The 17,662-nt window shown below is 52.0% G+C and carries 18 protein-coding genes; 6 read left to right on the forward strand and 12 right to left on the reverse strand.

Going from position 1 to position 17,662, the window contains the following annotated elements; genetic code table 11:
- Nucleotides 1-258: 258 nt before the first annotated feature.
- Nucleotides 259-435 carry a hypothetical protein gene (locus IPZ49_RS03540; RefSeq protein WP_023305308.1) on the reverse strand — a complete coding sequence of 59 codons (177 nt, stop codon included), beginning with the start codon at nt 433-435 and terminating at the stop codon, nt 259-261.
- Between the two features lie 434 nt (nt 436-869).
- Here IPZ49_RS03540 and IPZ49_RS03545 point away from each other — a divergent pair, with 434 nt between their 5' ends.
- On the forward strand, nt 870-1,475 hold the full coding sequence (locus tag IPZ49_RS03545) for a response regulator transcription factor (RefSeq protein WP_023305307.1): 606 nt from the start codon (nt 870-872) through the stop codon (nt 1,473-1,475).
- Nucleotides 1,472-4,969: an ATP-binding protein gene (locus tag IPZ49_RS03550; protein ID WP_063146645.1), complete on the forward strand. Its 3,498-nt coding sequence runs from the start codon at nt 1,472-1,474 to the stop codon at nt 4,967-4,969. Before IPZ49_RS03545 ends, IPZ49_RS03550 begins: the two co-directional genes overlap by 4 nt.
- A gap of 9 nt (nt 4,970-4,978) precedes the next feature.
- Here the strand turns inward: IPZ49_RS03550 and IPZ49_RS03555 are convergent, their stop codons facing one another.
- Nucleotides 4,979-5,587, reverse strand: a complete 609-nt coding sequence (locus IPZ49_RS03555) for a hypothetical protein (protein ID WP_023305305.1) — start codon at nt 5,585-5,587, stop codon at nt 4,979-4,981.
- A gap of 309 nt (nt 5,588-5,896) precedes the next feature.
- Between IPZ49_RS03555 and IPZ49_RS03560 the strand changes: the two genes are divergently transcribed.
- Nucleotides 5,897-6,862 carry a DMT family transporter gene (locus IPZ49_RS03560; protein WP_063146646.1) on the forward strand — a complete coding sequence of 322 codons (966 nt, stop codon included), beginning with the start codon at nt 5,897-5,899 and terminating at the stop codon, nt 6,860-6,862.
- Between the two features lie 80 nt (nt 6,863-6,942).
- Here IPZ49_RS03560 and IPZ49_RS03565 read toward each other — a convergent pair whose 3' ends face one another.
- Nucleotides 6,943-8,589 (reverse strand): methyl-accepting chemotaxis protein, encoded by a 1,647-nt coding sequence (locus tag IPZ49_RS03565; protein ID WP_023299149.1) that lies wholly within the window; start codon nt 8,587-8,589, stop codon nt 6,943-6,945.
- Nucleotides 8,590-8,835: 246 nt separating this feature from the next.
- Here IPZ49_RS03565 and ytfE point away from each other — a divergent pair, with 246 nt between their 5' ends.
- On the forward strand, nt 8,836-9,498 hold the full coding sequence (ytfE, locus tag IPZ49_RS03570; protein WP_023299148.1) for an iron-sulfur cluster repair protein YtfE: 663 nt from the start codon (nt 8,836-8,838) through the stop codon (nt 9,496-9,498).
- Nucleotides 9,499-9,584: 86 nt separating this feature from the next.
- On the opposite strand, the gene cycA is transcribed toward ytfE, so the two are convergent.
- Both cycA and fklB read right to left on the reverse strand, forming a co-directional pair.
- On the reverse strand, nt 9,585-10,994 hold the full coding sequence (gene cycA, locus IPZ49_RS03575) for a D-serine/D-alanine/glycine transporter (RefSeq protein ID WP_022646840.1): 1,410 nt from the start codon (nt 10,992-10,994) through the stop codon (nt 9,585-9,587).
- Between the two features lie 314 nt (nt 10,995-11,308).
- Complete coding sequence (gene fklB / locus IPZ49_RS03580; RefSeq protein ID WP_022646839.1) at nt 11,309-11,929, reverse strand: FKBP-type peptidyl-prolyl cis-trans isomerase; 621 nt, start codon at nt 11,927-11,929, stop codon at nt 11,309-11,311.
- A gap of 231 nt (nt 11,930-12,160) precedes the next feature.
- On the opposite strand from fklB, the gene IPZ49_RS03585 reads away from it, so the two are divergent.
- Nucleotides 12,161-12,799 carry an OapA family protein gene (locus IPZ49_RS03585; protein WP_032625204.1) on the forward strand — a complete coding sequence of 213 codons (639 nt, stop codon included), beginning with the start codon at nt 12,161-12,163 and terminating at the stop codon, nt 12,797-12,799.
- Between the two features lie 46 nt (nt 12,800-12,845).
- Here IPZ49_RS03585 and IPZ49_RS03590 read toward each other — a convergent pair whose 3' ends face one another.
- The 5 genes from IPZ49_RS03590 to rpsF form a co-directional block, all read right to left on the reverse strand.
- The gene (locus tag IPZ49_RS03590) at nt 12,846-13,775 is read right to left on the reverse strand and encodes a DMT family transporter (protein WP_063146647.1); all 930 of its coding nucleotides are present in this window, start codon (nt 13,773-13,775) and stop codon (nt 12,846-12,848) included.
- Between the two features lie 151 nt (nt 13,776-13,926).
- Nucleotides 13,927-14,376 (reverse strand): 50S ribosomal protein L9, encoded by a 450-nt coding sequence (gene rplI / locus IPZ49_RS03595; RefSeq protein WP_006810372.1) that lies wholly within the window; start codon nt 14,374-14,376, stop codon nt 13,927-13,929.
- A gap of 41 nt (nt 14,377-14,417) precedes the next feature.
- Complete coding sequence (gene rpsR, locus IPZ49_RS03600) at nt 14,418-14,645, reverse strand: 30S ribosomal protein S18 (RefSeq protein ID WP_000135199.1); 228 nt, start codon at nt 14,643-14,645, stop codon at nt 14,418-14,420.
- A 4-nt stretch (nt 14,646-14,649) separates the two neighbouring features.
- The gene (gene priB, locus IPZ49_RS03605) at nt 14,650-14,964 is read right to left on the reverse strand and encodes a primosomal replication protein N (RefSeq protein WP_022646836.1); all 315 of its coding nucleotides are present in this window, start codon (nt 14,962-14,964) and stop codon (nt 14,650-14,652) included.
- A gap of 6 nt (nt 14,965-14,970) precedes the next feature.
- Nucleotides 14,971-15,366, reverse strand: coding sequence for a 30S ribosomal protein S6 (rpsF, locus tag IPZ49_RS03610; protein ID WP_003856034.1), 396 nt, complete (start codon nt 15,364-15,366; stop codon nt 14,971-14,973).
- A gap of 340 nt (nt 15,367-15,706) precedes the next feature.
- Between rpsF and yjfY the strand changes: the two genes are divergently transcribed.
- The gene (yjfY, locus tag IPZ49_RS03615) at nt 15,707-15,982 is read left to right on the forward strand and encodes a DUF1471 family protein YjfY (protein ID WP_023299144.1); all 276 of its coding nucleotides are present in this window, start codon (nt 15,707-15,709) and stop codon (nt 15,980-15,982) included.
- A gap of 132 nt (nt 15,983-16,114) precedes the next feature.
- Here the strand turns inward: yjfY and IPZ49_RS03620 are convergent, their stop codons facing one another.
- Both IPZ49_RS03620 and IPZ49_RS03625 read right to left on the reverse strand, forming a co-directional pair.
- Nucleotides 16,115-16,801: an L-ribulose-5-phosphate 4-epimerase gene (locus IPZ49_RS03620; protein ID WP_045307814.1), complete on the reverse strand. Its 687-nt coding sequence runs from the start codon at nt 16,799-16,801 to the stop codon at nt 16,115-16,117.
- On the reverse strand, nt 16,794-17,654 hold the full coding sequence (locus tag IPZ49_RS03625) for an L-ribulose-5-phosphate 3-epimerase (RefSeq protein WP_063146648.1): 861 nt from the start codon (nt 17,652-17,654) through the stop codon (nt 16,794-16,796). Before IPZ49_RS03625 ends, IPZ49_RS03620 begins: the two co-directional genes overlap by 8 nt.
- Nucleotides 17,655-17,662: the final 8 nt, after the last annotated feature.

The following is a 17,662-nucleotide window of genomic DNA, read 5'->3' on the forward strand; positions in this document are numbered from 1 at the left end:
GCCGGGCTAAATCCTGAGCACGATAATGGTCTTCGCTTTCATTGATTTCTTCATTACTCCTGTTTCCAAAGATCGCGCTTGGGTTTACAACCATTAGTGCAAACACCGCCATTAAGCAGACTAAAAATAGTTTTATCACAATTATTATATTAACGTTCGATCGTAAGACAAACATAATCGCCAGCTCGCTGTGGCTATTAATATGGTGCAGATAAAAAATGAAAAACCATCAAAAACGCTTACCACGCCTGAAATAATCTAGTAGCCTGCTGCCTTATTGGCAGCCTTAATTCTTTTGGATCGCGAGTCTTTCTCATATTTATCTTTCTCCTCTAACACACTTCCAACCGCATCAATCCATGAATTAGCCGTACAGCCGGTAAAAAGCGTTATTGAAAGCAGCAGTAGCGCATTTTTTAAAAAATGTAATTTCATTTGTTTTCCTGTCAACATCGAACTGACTGTATTTTATTTTACCAGCCGAATGGATAACATCAGCGTTGGCGACAATGTACGTAGGAAAAGTCCCACAATCCTGCGTGGAGAGTTGCGTGTTACGGAAATCAGTCAGTGACGATAAAAAGAGGAAAAACCTTACACGTGAAAGCGAAAAGGGACACCTCGTTCTGTAGTAAAAATGGCTATACTGAGCGTTAAGTAGCAAGTAAACAGAACGATTTAACAACCTATTATTCAACACGTTATATACATTTTACGCATTCAGGTTGTTTTGGTGAAGCCTGATTTGAAATGAACTGACTGCACGGGTTCAACCTACAGCCAGTTTGTCGCCGCACCAGTGGAATGAACCAGGCTAATGCGTTAACATCAGAATAATGCATCGCTTGCCGATTATATTAAGGGTTAGTATGAAAACCGCACTTGTTGTAGACGATCATCCTTCAGTCCGCATGGCATTGAAAATGACATTAGAAAAGATAGGCTTCACTCATGTGGATGAATGTGATAACGGTGCGCAGGCTATAAACCAGATAAAAAAAGGGAAATACAATATCGTCATACTGGATATTGGTATTCCTAACATGGATGGGATGTCGGTTATCGCGGCGGTGCGAAAAGCAGAGATTAATACAAAAATCCTGGTGTTCACCTCACAGTCAGCGGAACTCTATGCCAGCAGATGCATGATGTCCGGCGTGTCTGGATTTTTGACAAAGAATGAGGGTATGGAAGATGTTTCAGCGGCGATCAAAGCCATCAATTCTGGTTTTACATTTTTTCCAAATATAAGCTATGCCAACAATTTTACATCAAGAAAATCATCCTCACTGACAAACCGCGAACTAGAGGTACTGCGTAAAATCATTGCTGGAATGAAAAATATTGAAATAGCAGACAGCATGTGCCTGAGCAGCAAAACAATCAGTACCTATAAAACCCGGATAATGACAAAAATGGGCGTTACGACACTGGTTGATTTGATCGAGATTGCTAAAAGAGAAAAGATTGAATGAAGCGATGGGTTCACTTTAAGCTGCTGCTTATTTTATTGCCATTGTACGCCTGTGCGGAACCACTGAGCGACAAATCTCTGTCTCTGGAACTTTACCCCGATACAATCATCCAGCGTTTTTATAAGCAATCTCTGAAGGTGGGTGTTTACAGACCCGATTATCCGCCTTTCGATATCGTTATTAATGGCGAATACCTTGATGGGATCAATGCCGACATACTGCGGACAATCCGTAATAATTCGGATATCCATTTCTCTGTCACCCTTTTCGATAACGCTGTCGCTGCTTTTGACGCGCTGGCAGAAGGGTCTATTGATGCGATCACGACCACTGGCCCGGTAACTGAAACGAAAAAATCCAGGTATTCTTATCTCCCGGCTATTTCAACGAATAAAATAGTTGAAATCGCACCCGCGGAAAATAAACTCGATACAAAAGATTACGAGACGATTGCCACCGTTGATCGGTTTATTTCTGATGAGTTTATAAAAGAGCGCTATCCTGAAGCAAAAATAAACCGCTACGATTCCGTACTGAATGCGCTTGCCTCTGTCGCCCTCCATAAAAACGATATCTATGTGGGTGATGCAATAAGTGCTGGTTATTTTTATAACAATAGCGTTTTCAATACTCTTCACGTCAGTCGCCAGCTTAATACCATTAACCAGGCAGAAGGAAAAGTATACTTCGCAATACGTAACTCTGATATAAAAACCAGACAAATCATAGAATCCGGGCTACAAAAGATATCCCAGTCAGATCTGTCAGAATTCATAAGGGGCTGGGATAAATCCAGTGATTTTATCACGCCGGGCTCACCACAATATCTCACCGAAAAGGAAGCCCGGTGGTTACAAGGTAAGAAGCAGTTTTATGTTCAGCTGCCAACAACCGCGCCACCTTTTTCAGAATATGCTAACGGGACGTTTACTGGCATCAACCCTGATGTCTTTAGTCTGATTGGCAAAATGCTTAACGTTACGTTTGCATTTTTGCCAGAAAACCCGTCATCAAAGAACATTAATCCTGATGAGATCGTTGGCTTTGCCAGCTCCGTATACAACACCGATACGCGATATCGGTTTACCCGAAGCTTCATTCAATTTCCTCTTGTTTTCGTTACTCGTCACGGTGAGAGCCTAAAAAAATTGCCTACGCGCGCTCGCCGGATCGCGACTTTTATGGATGTTAATCATCTCGAGGGTTATGATCTCACTTCGTATACCGTTGTGCCTGTATCTTCGACGGCAGCTGCCTATAATTTATTAAGCAGTAACAAAGTCGATGCCGTACTTGATAATTTTGTCTCCGCTAATTATTACACACACACGCATCAATATTCCCTGGCCATAGACGATATAGTTGATGGAAATTTTGCCAAACTTTCCCTGGGCATTTCCGCGCACAATGAAATTTTGTATGAAATAATCAATAAATCATTAAAGAACCTCGCCGGATCTGAACTCGACGATATCACCACGAAATGGACCGCCGCGCCCTCAAAAACAAGTTTCATCGAAGCAAACAAAACCGCCATTCTCTACACGGTAATAGTCCTTCTCCTGCTGGGCATGATTTCCACCGGCTGGGCGCTTGTCCTTCGAAAGCACGTTCGACATGCACAGCGGACCCAGAGAAAACTGGACGATCAGCTGGCTTTGACAAACGCGCTTATCAACGGCACGCCGAATCCCCTGTATGTTCGTAATAAAGATGCAGAGCTCATATCGTTTAATGAGGCCTATACGGAAGCTTTAAAAGATTTCCATATCGAACAGGAATACGCTTTTAGTCAGGCTGAGTTTGAAAATACAACGGCCTCACATCTTTCGTCTCTTGAAACATACCGCCAGGATTTCTTCAGCGTGTTACGGGATAAGGTATCAATATCGAAAGACCGGGCAATTACATTCAGCGATGGGCGCCCTGATGCCGTGATATATCACTGGATGGTGCCATTCCTGGATGCCGAAGGCCGCGTAAATGGCGTTATTGGCGGCTGGATTGACATCACGTCGAGAATCGAAATGGAAGAGAGCCTAAGAGCAGCCAGGAAGGAATCTGAAAGGGCGAATGTAGCAAAATCCACTTTTCTTGCCACCATGAGCCATGAAATTAGAACGCCTCTGAATGCCATTATCGGTATGCTGGAGCTTGGAACAAAAAAACTCCACGATGGAATCATAGACAGTACCGCATTCGACGTCGCCTATTCTTCGTCAAACGTACTACAGGAACTTATTGGTAATATCCTTGATATTTCCATGATTGAATCTGAAAAACTGGTTATTCATTATACAGAAATGGAGCTCAGAAAAACCATTGAACAGATTATCTCCTTATTCAGGCCTGGCGCGTTCAACAACGGTATCGAGCTTGTACTCCTATATCCAGCAAAGCTCGACGACATCATTGTGACAACAGATGAGCTTCGGTTCAGACAGGTTGTCAGCAATATCATCAGTAATGCCATCAAATTCACGAATGAAGGCGAAGTGCGTGTCGCAGTAGAATGCGTTAATTCTCAAGTCACAGACGTCGCCCTGCTGCAAATTGCCATAACGGATACGGGCTGCGGTATATCGCCTGAAGGGCAACAGACATTATTCCGACCTTTTTCCCAGGCTGATATTAACGGCTATTCTCATCAGTCAGGCTCCGGGCTTGGACTCCTCATCTCTCGCCGGCTTTGTGAAGCTTTGGGTGGAGGCATACAACTTCATAGTCAACCGGGCGTGGGAACCAGAGTCGACATTACGTTAAAAGTGGGCGTAAGCCAACAGAAGAGCAAGCGTGCTGCGGCAGAGGTTATAGATATCCAGCGTCAAAACAGCTCAGCCACCGTTCTTGTCGTTGATGATTTTTACCCAAATCTCATGCTGTTAAATAAGCAGCTGTCATACCTTGGCTACGTCGTGATCGAATGTAGCGATCCTCGTGACGCATATGCTCAGTGGAGAAGCACCGGTGCCGAGATTATTATCACTGACTGTAATATGCCGTATATCTCAGGAATTGAGCTGACAAAATTAATCCGTAAGGAAAACAGCGATACTGTAATTATCGGCCTGACGGCTGATGCCCGCGATGAACAAAGAGGAGCCTGTCTTCAGGCCGGGATGACGGAATGCCTCTTTAAACCCGTTTCGCTCAAAACCCTATCCCTCGCATTAAGCAAATTTGCCAGCGCTATCCAGCCCGCCACAAACGCATGCGCAAAAGCGGAAGATCGGGTCGACCAGCATGTATTTAACTCCTGCTTAGCGCATCTCGACGTCACCATCAGCGATTTGCACGACGCTATCAGCGCGGAAGATTTCTTGCAGATCGCCGAACTTGCTCACCTGATGAAAGGCGGTTTTTATCTTCTGAAGAACGATTCGCTGGCTGACTTATGTACTGAACTGGAAGAAGCCGCAGACAGGAAAACCATCAGCCTCTGCCTTCAGCTTGCGCTACGTCTTGAAGATGCGGTAAGCGATCTCTCGTCATGAACCTTGAGCCTAACCAAGCGCTAATGTTTGGCTTTGACTGAGTATCAGACGCGCTTTTAGATATAATTCCTGACGGCTGTGCGTCCCGATCCGGTCCGACAGTAAAGCGCGCTGACAATAAAGCGTTTTTACCGAGCGAAAGAGCCGTCTGGCCTCAAGAGGAAGTGGGATATCTTTTTCCAGCATTTGCATGGTTCGGTTATCACATCGAGTGAGCAGAGGCAGAACGTTGTCCGAAGCGTGCGAGGCGTAACCGGCAATCCAGCGTCTGATTATTTCAGCCACCGCATAAATGCTGGTATCTGGAGTAATGAACAGTGTTCGTTCATATCCGCTGGTCCCTGACAGCATTCGGAAGCAAGAGTCAGTACAGAAAACAATACGAGGGATCTTCCCTTCCATTGCCGCATCCTCCTTCATCCGCCATACGAACACCTGTGGCAGCGTCATTCCGACAAAGACCTGCACCTGGATCTCTGGCATGGTAATAATGTCTGGCGAAATAATATTCCTGAAAAGCACCACCAGCGCGGAACAAAATACATTATTGGCTCCGCTGATAGAAATACGGGAACGCCCTGTCAGCATCACCTGTTCGGACCATATGACTTCCTGCATCTTCTTTCCTGTAAAATAGGCCGATCGTTCTCATCGTCCCACGTCGTTGATTGCAGGATATGAAAACCGACGTTATGCCGTGGTCGTAAAAATCCGTCGACTATAGTAATGACACCGTCCTTCGAAGCCTGTAGGTCTTATAGGTATGTCTTGTAGGATTAAACTGAAACCACGGAAAAAGTATCCTGGCGGCTGACGCTTTGGCCCCATGTCTTTACGTTCCCTGAGCGCTAATGCGCAACCTCATACAATACGCGTGCATCTGTGCCTCCTACACTGGCTACAACATGTATTACTGTGGACGAAAAGATGATTAGTGGCGTGTTGTATGCCCTGCTTGCAGGGTTGATGTGGGGGCTGATTTTCGTCGGCCCGCTGATTGTGCCGGAGTATCCGGCAATATTGCAGTCGACCGGACGCTATCTGGCGCTGGGGCTTATTGCCGTGCCGCTGGCATGGCTGGGGCGTGCGCGTCTGCGCCAGCTGAGTCGCCAGGACAGGCTCACCGCGCTGTGGCTGACCATGATGGGTAATCTTATCTACTACGTCTGCCTGGCGAGCGCCATTCAGCGTACCGGTGCGCCGGTGTCGACCATGATTATCGGCACGCTGCCGGTGGTCATTCCGGTTTTCGCAAACCTGCTTTATAGCCAGCGTGACGGCAAACTGGCGTGGTCAAAAATGGTGCCCGCGCTAGTATGCATCGCCGTGGGGCTGGTGTGCGTGAATATTGCCGAGCTACGCCACGGCCTCGAAAACTTCAGCTTGTGGCGTTACGGTTCTGGGATCTTTCTGGCGGTTATTTCGGTTGTCTGCTGGGCCTGGTATGCCCTGCGCAACGCACGCTGGCTGCGGGAAAACCCGGATAAGCATCCGATGATGTGGGCGACGGCGCAGGCGCTGGTCACGCTTCCTGTCTCGTTGCTGGGCTATGTGGGTGCATGTATCTGGCTGGGTAGCCAGCATCCGGATTTCGCCCTGCCCTTCGGACCGCGCCCGTGGGTATTCGTCGGGTTAATGGTCGCCATTGCCGTGCTCTGTTCGTGGGTTGGCGCACTGTGCTGGAACATTGCCAGCCAGAAGCTGCCGACGGTGATACTGGGGCCGCTGATTGTCTTTGAAACGCTGGCCGGGCTGCTCTATACCTTCCTGATGCGCCAGAGCGTGCCGCCGCTGCTAACGGCCTGCGGGATCGCGCTGCTGGTCGTTGGGGTGGTGATTGCGGTGAGAGCGAAGCCGGAAAAACCGATGGTCGTTCCGGCGTCGGAGGGGTGAGCTTTTCGACCAGCGGCGCTTAGCTTGCAGGGCCTACAAAACCGTAGGCCGGGTAAGCGTCAGCGCCACCCGGCACAGTATCAGAACGTTTCCCAGTTCGCTTCAGACGCCGCTACGGGCTGCGCTTTAGGTGCATAGGTCTTTACCGGCGCGGCTTTCACCGCCTGGTTACGGGTGATCTTAAACACCGCCACCGCGTCGTTCAGGCGCGCGGCCTGATCTTCCAGCGCCGCCGCCGCCGCCGCAGACTCCTCCACCAGCGAGGCGTTCTGCTGGGTAACGCGATCCATCTCCGCCACCGCCTGGCCCACCTGGTCGATACCGCGGCTCTGTTCGTCGGAGGCCGACGCAATCTCACCCATGATGTCAGTCACGCGCGTAACTGCATTGACGATCTCTGCCATCGTCGCGCCCGCTTCATTTACCAGCTGAGAGCCCGCGTTAACGCGCTCGCCGGAATCATCGATCAGGGCTTTGATCTCTTTCGCCGCCTGAGCGCTGCGCTGGGCAAGGGTACGCACCTCACCCGCGACAACCGCGAAGCCACGCCCCTGCTCGCCCGCACGCGCCGCTTCTACCGCCGCGTTCAGCGCCAGAATATTGGTCTGGAAAGCAATGCCATCGATTACGTTGGTAATTTGCGCAATTTTGCTGGAACTGGTGGCGATTTCGTCCATGGTGCGCACCACGCCTTCTACCACATTTCCGCCCTTCTTCGCGGTGGAGGAGGCGTCCAGCGCCAGACGAGAAGCCTGACGCGCGTTATCGGCGTTTTGCTTCACGGTGGCGGTCAGCTGTTCCATGCTGGCTGCCGTCTCTTCCAGAGAAGCGGCCTGCTGCTCTGTGCGGGAAGAGAGATCGTTGCTGCCCGCCGAGATTTCACCCGCGCCGGTGTAGATGGTATCTGCGCCTTCACGCACTACGCCCACCGTGTTGGCCAGCGCAGTCTGCATCTCCTGAACGTTGCGCGCCAGGATCGCCATTTCATTTTTACCCTCAGCCTGAATCGGCTGGGTTAAATCCCCTGCCGCAATGGCGCGGATATGGCTGATCACCTCTTCCAGCGGCAGCAGCAGCACGCGGCGCATCGCAATCCAGCTGGAAATAATCACCGCGATCACCAGCAGCATCACCGCAGAGAGGATCCACAGAATGCGTTTGTAGTCGCTTTCATTGTCCTTGATGCCTTTGTCGGTGAGCGCGGCCTGCGCCTCCCGCCACTCGCGATAGACCTTTTGCATCGCGGTCTGCTTCTGTTCGGCATTTTGTTTGAACATATCTTCCAGATTGCCTTGCCCCAGCAGAACGTTCATTTGCGTCAGCGTGGCGGAGTAGATGCGGTAGTGCTCTTCCAGCCTGTCGGCCAGGTGCTCGTCCATACCCGGCGTTTCCGGCAGCGCGTAATATTTATCGTAATGTGTCTGGGCATCAGCCAGCAGGTTTTTCGCGGTATTGACCAGCTCGTTCAGCTGCCCGCCATTAATCTGCGACGCCATGCTGCTTTGCAGACGCAGCATGCCGCGGTTAAGGGTGACACGCGCCTGATTCAGGCTGATCCAGGCGTCGGTAAACTCCGCGACGTTCTGGCTGGAAAGCTGAGAAACGGTGAAGTTCTCTTTGTCGTTATTGAGCGCATTAATGAAAATGCCGGCGGAGATCAGTTGCATGATGCCGAGCACAAGCAGCACCGAAATCAAAAGAGTAATGACTTTTATACGTTTAAACATGCGTTGCCTTTTTTATATACAGGTATTGTCTGACCTGTATCTATCGGCACGCGCGGCAGGTTGTTTACTGTTTCTCCACCTTTAAAAACTTTCGAAAGCCCTTTTCTGCATTCAATCAGCAAGTTAAAAGCACGCTTTTTTTTGTGATCCCCTTCTCATTTTTACCCTTGCCTCTAAAGGGTTATAGTATCCACATAAAGATGCATTTAAAATGCATCTTATATTCCTGATGATGAGGTAACTGCTATGGCCTTCCGCGACCAACCCTTAGGCGAGCTGGCGCTCTCCATCCCTCGCGCTTCAGCGCTGTTCCGTAAATACGATATGGATTACTGCTGCGGCGGTAAGCAAACGCTGGCGCGCGCAGCGTCGCGTAAAGAGCTGGATGTAGAAGCTATCGAAGCGGAGCTGGCTAAGCTGGCAGAACAGCCTGTCGACAAAGACTGGCGCACCGCGCCGCTGGCTGAAATCATCGACCATATCATTGTGCGTTACCACGACCGTCACCGCGAACAGCTGCCGGAGCTGATTTTACAGGCCACCAAAGTTGAGCGCGTTCACGCCGATAAACCTTCCGTACCGCGCGGCCTGGCAAAATACCTGACCATGCTGCACGAAGAACTATCCAGCCACATGATGAAAGAGGAGCAGATCCTCTTCCCGATGATCAAACAGGGCATGGGCAGCCAGGCAATGGGGCCCATCAGCGTGATGGAAAGCGAACATGATGACGCCGGCGAACTGCTGGAAGTGATCAAACACACCACCCACAATGTCACACCGCCGCCAGAGGCGTGCACCACCTGGAAAGCGATGTACAACGGCATCAACGAGATGATCGACGATCTGATGGAACACATCAGTCTTGAGAATAATGTTCTGTTCCCGCGTGCATTATCGGGTAAATAAAAAAGCCCGGTGGCGCTAGCGCTTACCGGGCCTACAACGTCCTCGAACGTAGGCCGGGTAAGCGTCAGCGCCACCCGGCAACATGCTTAACGCATGCCAGCCATCCGTTTCTTACCGATAAACAGCCAGCCCAGCCCCAGCGCAATAAACCACAGCGGCGTGACGATGAGCGCCTGACGGGTATCTTCTTCCAGCGTCAGTAGCACCAGCACGAAGACGAAGAACGCCATGCACACCCAGCACATCAGCTTGCCCAGTGGCATCTTGTAGATCGACTTCTCATGCAGATGTGGACGCTGTTTGCGGTACACCAGGTATGAGCAGAGGATGATGGTCCAGACGAACATAAACAGGATCGCCGACACCGTGGTGATCATGGTGAACGCGCCGATTACGCTCGGGTTAACGTAGAGCATCACCACACCGCCCAGCAGACAGATGCAGGAGAAGGTCAGCCCTTTCGCCGGTACCGCACGTTTAGACAGTTTGGCGAACGCGCTCGGGGCAACGCCCTCCTGCGCCAGACCAAACAGCATACGGCTGGTGGAGAAGACGCCGCTGTTCGCGGAAGAGGCCGCAGAGGTCAGCACCACGAAGTTAATCAGGCTCGCGGCAGCGGGCAGCCCCACCAGCACGAACAGCTCGACGAACGGGCTCTTGGTTGGCACTACCGAGCTCCATGGCGTCACGGACATAATGATGATCAGCGCGAACACGTAGAACATGATGATACGCAGCGGAATGGAGTTGATCGCGCGCGGCAGGGATTTCTCCGGATCTTTAGTTTCCGCCGCCGTGGTTCCCACCAGCTCAATCCCGACAAACGCGAACACCGCAATCTGGAAACCGGCGAAGAAGCCGCTGATGCCTTTCGGGAACCAGCCGCCATCATTCCACAGATGGGCAAACGAGGCCTGAACGCCAGTTGGCGACTGGAAGTGCGTCAGCACCATTACCAGCCCGACGACAATCAGCGCGATGATGGCGACGATTTTGATCATCGCGAACCAGAACTCCATCTCACCGAACATTTTAACGGTCGCGAGGTTGAGGCTCAGCAGCAGGACAATCACCGCCAGCGAGGCCACCCAGTCCGACAGGCCGGGGAACCAGAATTGGGCGTAGGCCGTAATAGCGACAACATCCGCCATGCCGGTAACCACCCAGCAGAACCAGTAGGTCCAGCCGGTAAAATAGCCCGCCCACGGGCCGAGCAGGTCTGAAGCGAAGTCGCTGAAGGATTTGTATTCGAGGTTCGAGAGCAGCAATTCACCCATTGCACGCATCACGAAAAAGAGCATAAAACCGATGATCATATAAACGAAGATGATCGACGGGCCTGCAAGACTGATGGTTTTGCCCGAGCCCATAAATAGCCCTGTGCCGATGGCGCCGCCAATGGCAATAAGCTGAATGTGACGGTTCGTGAGATTTCGCCGTAGCGACTGTTCAGACGTCGCCTCTTCTGCGGCGGCGACTTTGACCTGATCTACCATGTGATATTTTCCTGTTTATGCCTGTCTGTGTTGTTAAGGCTCTTCTGGCCTTTAAATACGCCAAAAAAATGACGTTCCCTTTGTAAGGGCTTATCGATAGTAGGTAAGAATCGGCGGGATGAATACTATGATTTGAATATTATGTTAATAATATGTTGAAAGTGAGTGTCATATCACTCATACAGCGCGAAACAGCTCACAAAAATACACGTAACAGTTTCGTTTGCAATACAAAATGTTGATTCCGTCGTAACTCCAGGTTTTATCGCTATTTTCCTCTCCCCGATCGGAGAGAGGAAAATAAGAAAAACCGATTACAGGATTTCCAGCAGCTCGACTTCAAACACCAGGGTGCTGAATGGCGGAATGGACGCGCCAGCGCCACGCTCGCCGTATGCCAGGTTGTGCGGGATAGTCAGTTCCCATTTTGAACCTACTGGCATCAGGGTCAGGGCTTCGATCCAGCCTGCAATCACGCCGTTGACCGGGAATTCAGCCGGTTCGCCACGCGCGACGGAGCTGTCGAACACGGTGCCGTCGATCAGCTTACCGGTGTAGTGTACGCGAACGTGGTCGGTACGCGCCGGGATTGCGCCATCACCCTGATTGATTACGCGGAACTGCAAGCCGGACTCGGTGCTGTTCACGCCTTCACGCTCACGGTTCTCTTCCAGATATTTCACGCCTTCTGCCGCCATCTCTTCGAAACGCGCGCGACGTACAGTGTCAGCACGTTCGTGGATTTCACGCAGCGCACGGTGCACAACGTCAACCGGCACAGCGGGCTGCTTGCCTTCCAGCGCGTCAGCGATACCCGCCACCAGCGCTTCCGGTAACAGACCTTCCAGGCCGGATTCGCTCAGCTGCTGTCCTACCTGCAAGCCGATGCCGTAGCTTGCCTGCGCTTCGATAGTGTCAAAAGTCGGGGTGGTCATGGGTTTTCCTTCCATCACATTTAAAGTAGCGGGCAGCATATCAGCCATGCCCTTATGGGTAAAACTTTGTCTTAAGTAAAGGTGACAAACTGCGACGAAACGGAAACAATAGTAGCCGTCAGGATTTTCCCTAATATATGTCACGAAAGCTGGCTTTGTTACGCCCATCAGGCAGTTAGCAAACTACACTTCTCAGGACAGGATAAAAAGACGCGGAGCAGGAGGAGAGCCATGCCCGGGCGATTTGAACTGAAACCTACCCTGGCGAAAATCTGGCATGCGCCGGATAACTTTCGCATCATGGACCCGCTGCCGCCTTTGCACCGCAGAGGCATTATCATCGGCGCGTTGCTGATGGTCATCGGTTTCCTGCTTCCTTCCGGCAGTGACAACGTTGATACCGGGCCGGTAAGCCGCAATGCTGAGCTGGATATCCAGTCGCAAAGCCAGCCGCAGCCTGATTCACAGCCGATGCAGACGCAACTGGTCACACCGTCTAACGATCCGGGCCAGGTTGCGCCGGTTGAACCTGAACCTGTTCAGGAAGATCAGGAGCAGGCCGCCGCCCCTTCAGAGCCACAGGCGCAACAGCCCACCGGCATTGAGCAGCAGTGGCGTTCGTATCGCGTAGAGCCAGGGAAAACCCTTGCTCAGCTGTTCCGCGACCACAATCTGCCGGCAACGGATGTGTATGCCATGGCGCAAGTCGAGGGGGCTGGCAAGCCGCTCAGCAACCTGCAAAATGGTCAGATGGTGCAGATCCGCCAGAATGCCAGTGGGGTGGTGACCGGGTTAACGATCGATACCGGAAACGGGCAGCAGGTACTGTTTACCCGCCAGCCGGACGGCAGTTTTATCAGAGCACGTTAATAGCCCAGGCCGGGTAAGGCGAAGCCGCCCCCCGGCACTTTTGTTCTCAGACACGACGTTTATTCACCCACCAGATCCCCGAGCAGACCAGCACCAGCGCAATCGCGTATTTGATGTCCAGAATGTCTTCGCCGAGGAATATGGCGGAGAGCACTGTTCCTGCTACAGGTATGACAAAGTTGAACGGGGCAATCATACTCACGCGGTTCACTTTCAGCAGCGCGCTCCACAGGGCGAACGCCACGGATGAGAGCAGCGTCAGATACCCCAGCACGGCGACGGCCTTCATGCTGTGCACCTCCAGCGCCCCGCCCGTGGCATAGCCTCCCGCAACCAGTGCCGCCCCGCCTATCGCCAGCTGCCATCCCGTCATCACCGTCGGGTCAACGGTCTGGGAAATGCGTTTCCCGTAAAGCGTGGCCGCAGAGAGAATAAAGGCCGCCAGCACCACAAATCCGTCACCTTGCCAGACAAACTGGAAATCACTTAACCCGCCGTGGAAGTTCACCAGCATCACGCCGGTAAAGCCCAGAACACAGCCCAGCGTTTTGTTATAGCTGAGTTTGTCGTTGTGGTAGATAAAGTGCGCCAGCAGCACGCTGAAGAAGGTCCCGGTGGCATTCATGATCGAACCGTTCACCCCGGTGGTGTAAGCAAGGCCGATATAAAAGAAGGTGTACTGGATGGTGGTCTGGGTCAGCCCGAGGATCGTGAGCTGGCCAAACTGCGTGGGTGTGAGCCTGGCAATCGGTTTACGCTGGGCCAGGGCAAAGAGCAGCAGCAACGCACCGGCAAACAGAAAACGGTATCCGGCAAAGACGACTTTGGACGGAATATCATCGGTCGCGATCTGGAAGAGTTCGTAGCCACTTTTAATGGCCGGGTATGAGCTTCCCCAAAGCAGACAGCAGAGCGTGGCGCAGGCATAGGCCACATTTCGACGGGCAAAGACGGGCGTGGGCAGAGCGGTATCCATGACAAATCTCATAAATAAAATTGCGTTTCAATTTATTATCAGAGAATGCATCAGGAATAGCGACCTTACAATCGCAAAACATGACGTAGGGTCACGCTAAAATGCAAAACGCCGGCACAAGGCCGGCGCTTCGACGTGAGCAGAGTAAAAATTACTCAGCTACTACGTTAACAACCAGTTTAGCGAACACTTCGCTGTGAACCTGGAAGTCAACTTCGTGCTCACCAGTGGTACGCAGAACGCCGTTCGGCATGCGAACTTCGCTCTTAGCCACTTTAACGCCTGCTGCAGTGACTGCATCAGCGATATCGCGGGTACCGATGGAACCGAACAGTTTACCTTCATCGCCAGCTTTAGACGCGATGGTAACGGTGCCCAGTGCGTTGATTGCTTCAGCGCGAGCGTTAGCAGCCGCCAGAACGTCAGCCAGTTTGGCTTCCAGTTCAGCACGACGTGCTTCGAAAAACTCTACGTTTTTCTTAGTAGCTGGAACAGCTTTACCCTGTGGTACCAGGAAGTTACGAGCGTAACCCGCTTTAACGTTTACCTGATCACCCAGGCTGCCCAGGTTTGCTACTTTATCAAGCAGAATAACTTGCATTACCTTATCCTCTTAAAGTCGTATTAATGGACCGTGCCCGATTACTGATGACGATCAGTGTACGGCAGCAGAGACAGGTAGCGAGCGCGTTTGATAGCGCGAGCCAGCTGACGCTGATATTTTGCACGAGTACCGGTGATACGGCTTGGGACAATCTTACCGCTTTCGGTGATGTAGTTTTTCAGCGTTGCGATATCTTTATAGTCGATCTCTTGAACGCCTTCCGCGGTGAAACGGCAGAACTTGCGACGACGGAAATAACGTGCCATTTGGCTAGTCTCCAGTATCTATCAAATCAATCTGCTCGGCATGCAGAACCATTTTGCTCAGGCCGTTCTTTGCCTTGTGGCAAGAGATGAACCCCTGAACGATTACTGCACTACCGACCGTTAAACTGTGAGTAATGGCCTGGTTTTCGTGTCCGCTAATGATAACGGGCATTTGGCACCACGCCTGCCGGTGAAACCCGGCTTCCTCTTGCACAGAACGATGCTCAAGCACGAACTGGCAATGCGGAATTCCTGATGGGCTGACCTTTCGAAGGGGGGTCCTGCACACGGTGCCGGACAACACCAGACGGTTGGTCATCAGAAATTACTCTTCAGAATCCCCAGCATCAGAATCATCTGCGGTTTCGTTTGCGAAATCATCGCGACGCTCACGGCGCTCGTCTTTCGCTTTAACCATCGGAGATGCTTCGGTCACTGCGTGTTTGGTACGCATAACCATGCTGCGGATAACGGCATCGTTGAAGCGGAAGGTAGTTTCCAGCTCATCAATCACTTCCTGCGGCGCTTCAACGTTCATCAGAACGTAGTGAGCTTTGTGCAGTTTGTTGATTGGGTAAGCCAGCTGACGGCGGCCCCAGTCTTCCAGACGGTGGATCGTGCCTTCTGCACCAGTGATGGCAGCAGAGTAACGCTCGATCATACCCGGAACCTGTTCGCTCTGGTCAGGATGGACCATAAAAACGATTTCGTAATGACGCATCGAATTGCTCCTTACGGATTATTCAGCCTCCTGTCTGGGTCAGCCGAGGCCCGGGGAGGCAAGGAACGTGTTAAAGGTCGGCTGAAAAATTGACGCGTCATAATACTTGCGCGCCCCGCTAAACACAAGGTGATTGCACAAATAATTCGCACAAAGGGTAAAGCTGTTCTAAGTGGGTGATTTAAAATCTCACTTATCAGAAACGCTGTTTTTTTGAACAACACCATCAGAAATGGTCACCCATCGCAACCCGAGTAGCGATTACACTTTAATCAGAAGCCTTAAGCAGAGAAGGAGAGCATTACCCCATATCACAGCACGCAGTCGTGGAGCGCATATCATGAAAAGAATCGCATTCGCCATTTTGGCTGCGCTTTTGCTCAGTGCAAACGCGATGGCAGCCATCAAGATAGACAGCCGACAGGCCAGAAACATGGATGATGTGCAGAGCTTAGGCGTTATTTACATCAATCATAACTTCGCCACTGAAAGTGAAGCAGATCAGGCGCTTAATGAAGAAACCGATGCGCAGGGCGCAAAATACTATCACGTCATACTGACACGTGAGCCCGGCAGCAACGGCAATATGCGCGCCAGTGCAGATATTTACCAGTAACGCTTTATCGCCGCACCAGGAAAGCCAACGAAAATCATAGCTATATATGATTGCCCCCTGCCGGGGGCTTTTTTTATGAATGGCTCCGGAATACCACCGGTTACAACTGTTTCGGTATTCCAGAGCACTTATTCACTTCTGCCCGTAATAAGCATTCGGGCCGTGCTTACGCATGAAATGCTTGTTCATCAGATAATCATCAATGCCCTGAAGCTGTGGGTTAATGCCGCGCGCAATCCACGCCATTCGAGCCACCTCTTCCATCACCACCGCGTTATGCACGGCGTCATGCGCATCTTTACCCCAGGAGAATGGACCATGCTGGTACACCACAATACCCGGCGTATGCAGTGGTTCCGTCTCACCCAGCGTTTCGATAATGACCCTGCCGGTGTTAAGTTCGTACTCGCCTTCGACCTCAGCCTGCGTTAACGCCCGCGTGCAGGGAATATCGCCGAAGAAGTAGTCCGCGTGCGTCGTACCCAAAGCAGGGATCGCCAGCCCGGCCTGTGCCCAGGCGGTGGCGTGCGTGGAATGGGTATGCACAACACCACCCAGGGACGGGTAACGCTGGTACAGCGCCAGATGGGTTGCCGTATCTGAAGAAGGACGCCATTTGCCTTCAACAACGTGTCCTTCCAGGTCAACCACCACCATATCGTCCACTTTCATGGCGTCATAGGCCACGCCGCTCGGCTTAATCACCACCAGCCCCTGATCGCGATCGATGGCGCTTACGTTGCCCCAGGTAAACGTCACCAGTCCATAGCGCGGGAGATCCATATTGGCCTCAAAGACCTGCTGTTTCAGCTTAAGCATGTTCCGCCTCCAGTAAGCCTGCCCGCGCCATGCGCTCGCGCACCCAGTCCCGGGCTTTCGCCACTTCTGCCGCCGGGTCGTCCGCGGTTTCGCTCCACATCTCAATCAGGTAAGGACCGCAATAACCTGTCTGTTTGAGCGTCTGGAAGCACCGTTCGAAATCCACCACCCCGGTGCCGAACGGTACGTTTTTAAACACGCCGGGACGGGTATCTTTTACGTGCACCGCCACGATATGCCCGATGCCCGCCTGAAGCTCCATCTGTACATCGTTATCCCATGCCGACAGGTTGCCGATATCCGGATAAAGCTGGAACCACGGATTGTTCAGATAGTGCGCGTAGCCCAGCGCCTTGCTGATGGAGTTCATCAATGGATAATCCATGATCTCCATCGCCAGCGTCACCTGCGCACGGCTTGCCATCTCAACGCTCTCTTTCAGGCCGTCACGGAAACGACGGCGCGTCTCATCGTTGGCTTCCTGATAGTAAACATCGTAACCCGCCAGTTGGATCACGCGGATGCCAACATCCTGTGCAAAGCGAATGGCTTTACGCATGATCTCCAGCCCTTCGGCGCGTACGGCATCATCTTCGTTGCCAAGCGGAAAACGACGGTGAGCGCTCAGGCACATGGACGGCACGCGCACGCCGGTTTCGGCAATGGCGCTCACCAGCGCCAGACGCTGGTCGCGGCGCCAGTCCAGGCGAGAAAGACGCTCGTCCGTCTCATCCACCGACATTTCGACAAAATCGAAACCCAGCTGCTTCGCCAGCTGTAACCGCTCCAGCCAGCACTCCCCCGCAGGGAGTGCCTTTTCATAGATGCCAAGCGGGACCTGTTTTGACAACATACCCGCTC

It is taken from the genome of Enterobacter cloacae complex sp. S2 (assembly GCF_015159675.1).
Lineage (GTDB): Bacteria > Pseudomonadota > Gammaproteobacteria > Enterobacterales > Enterobacteriaceae > Enterobacter > Enterobacter intestinihominis.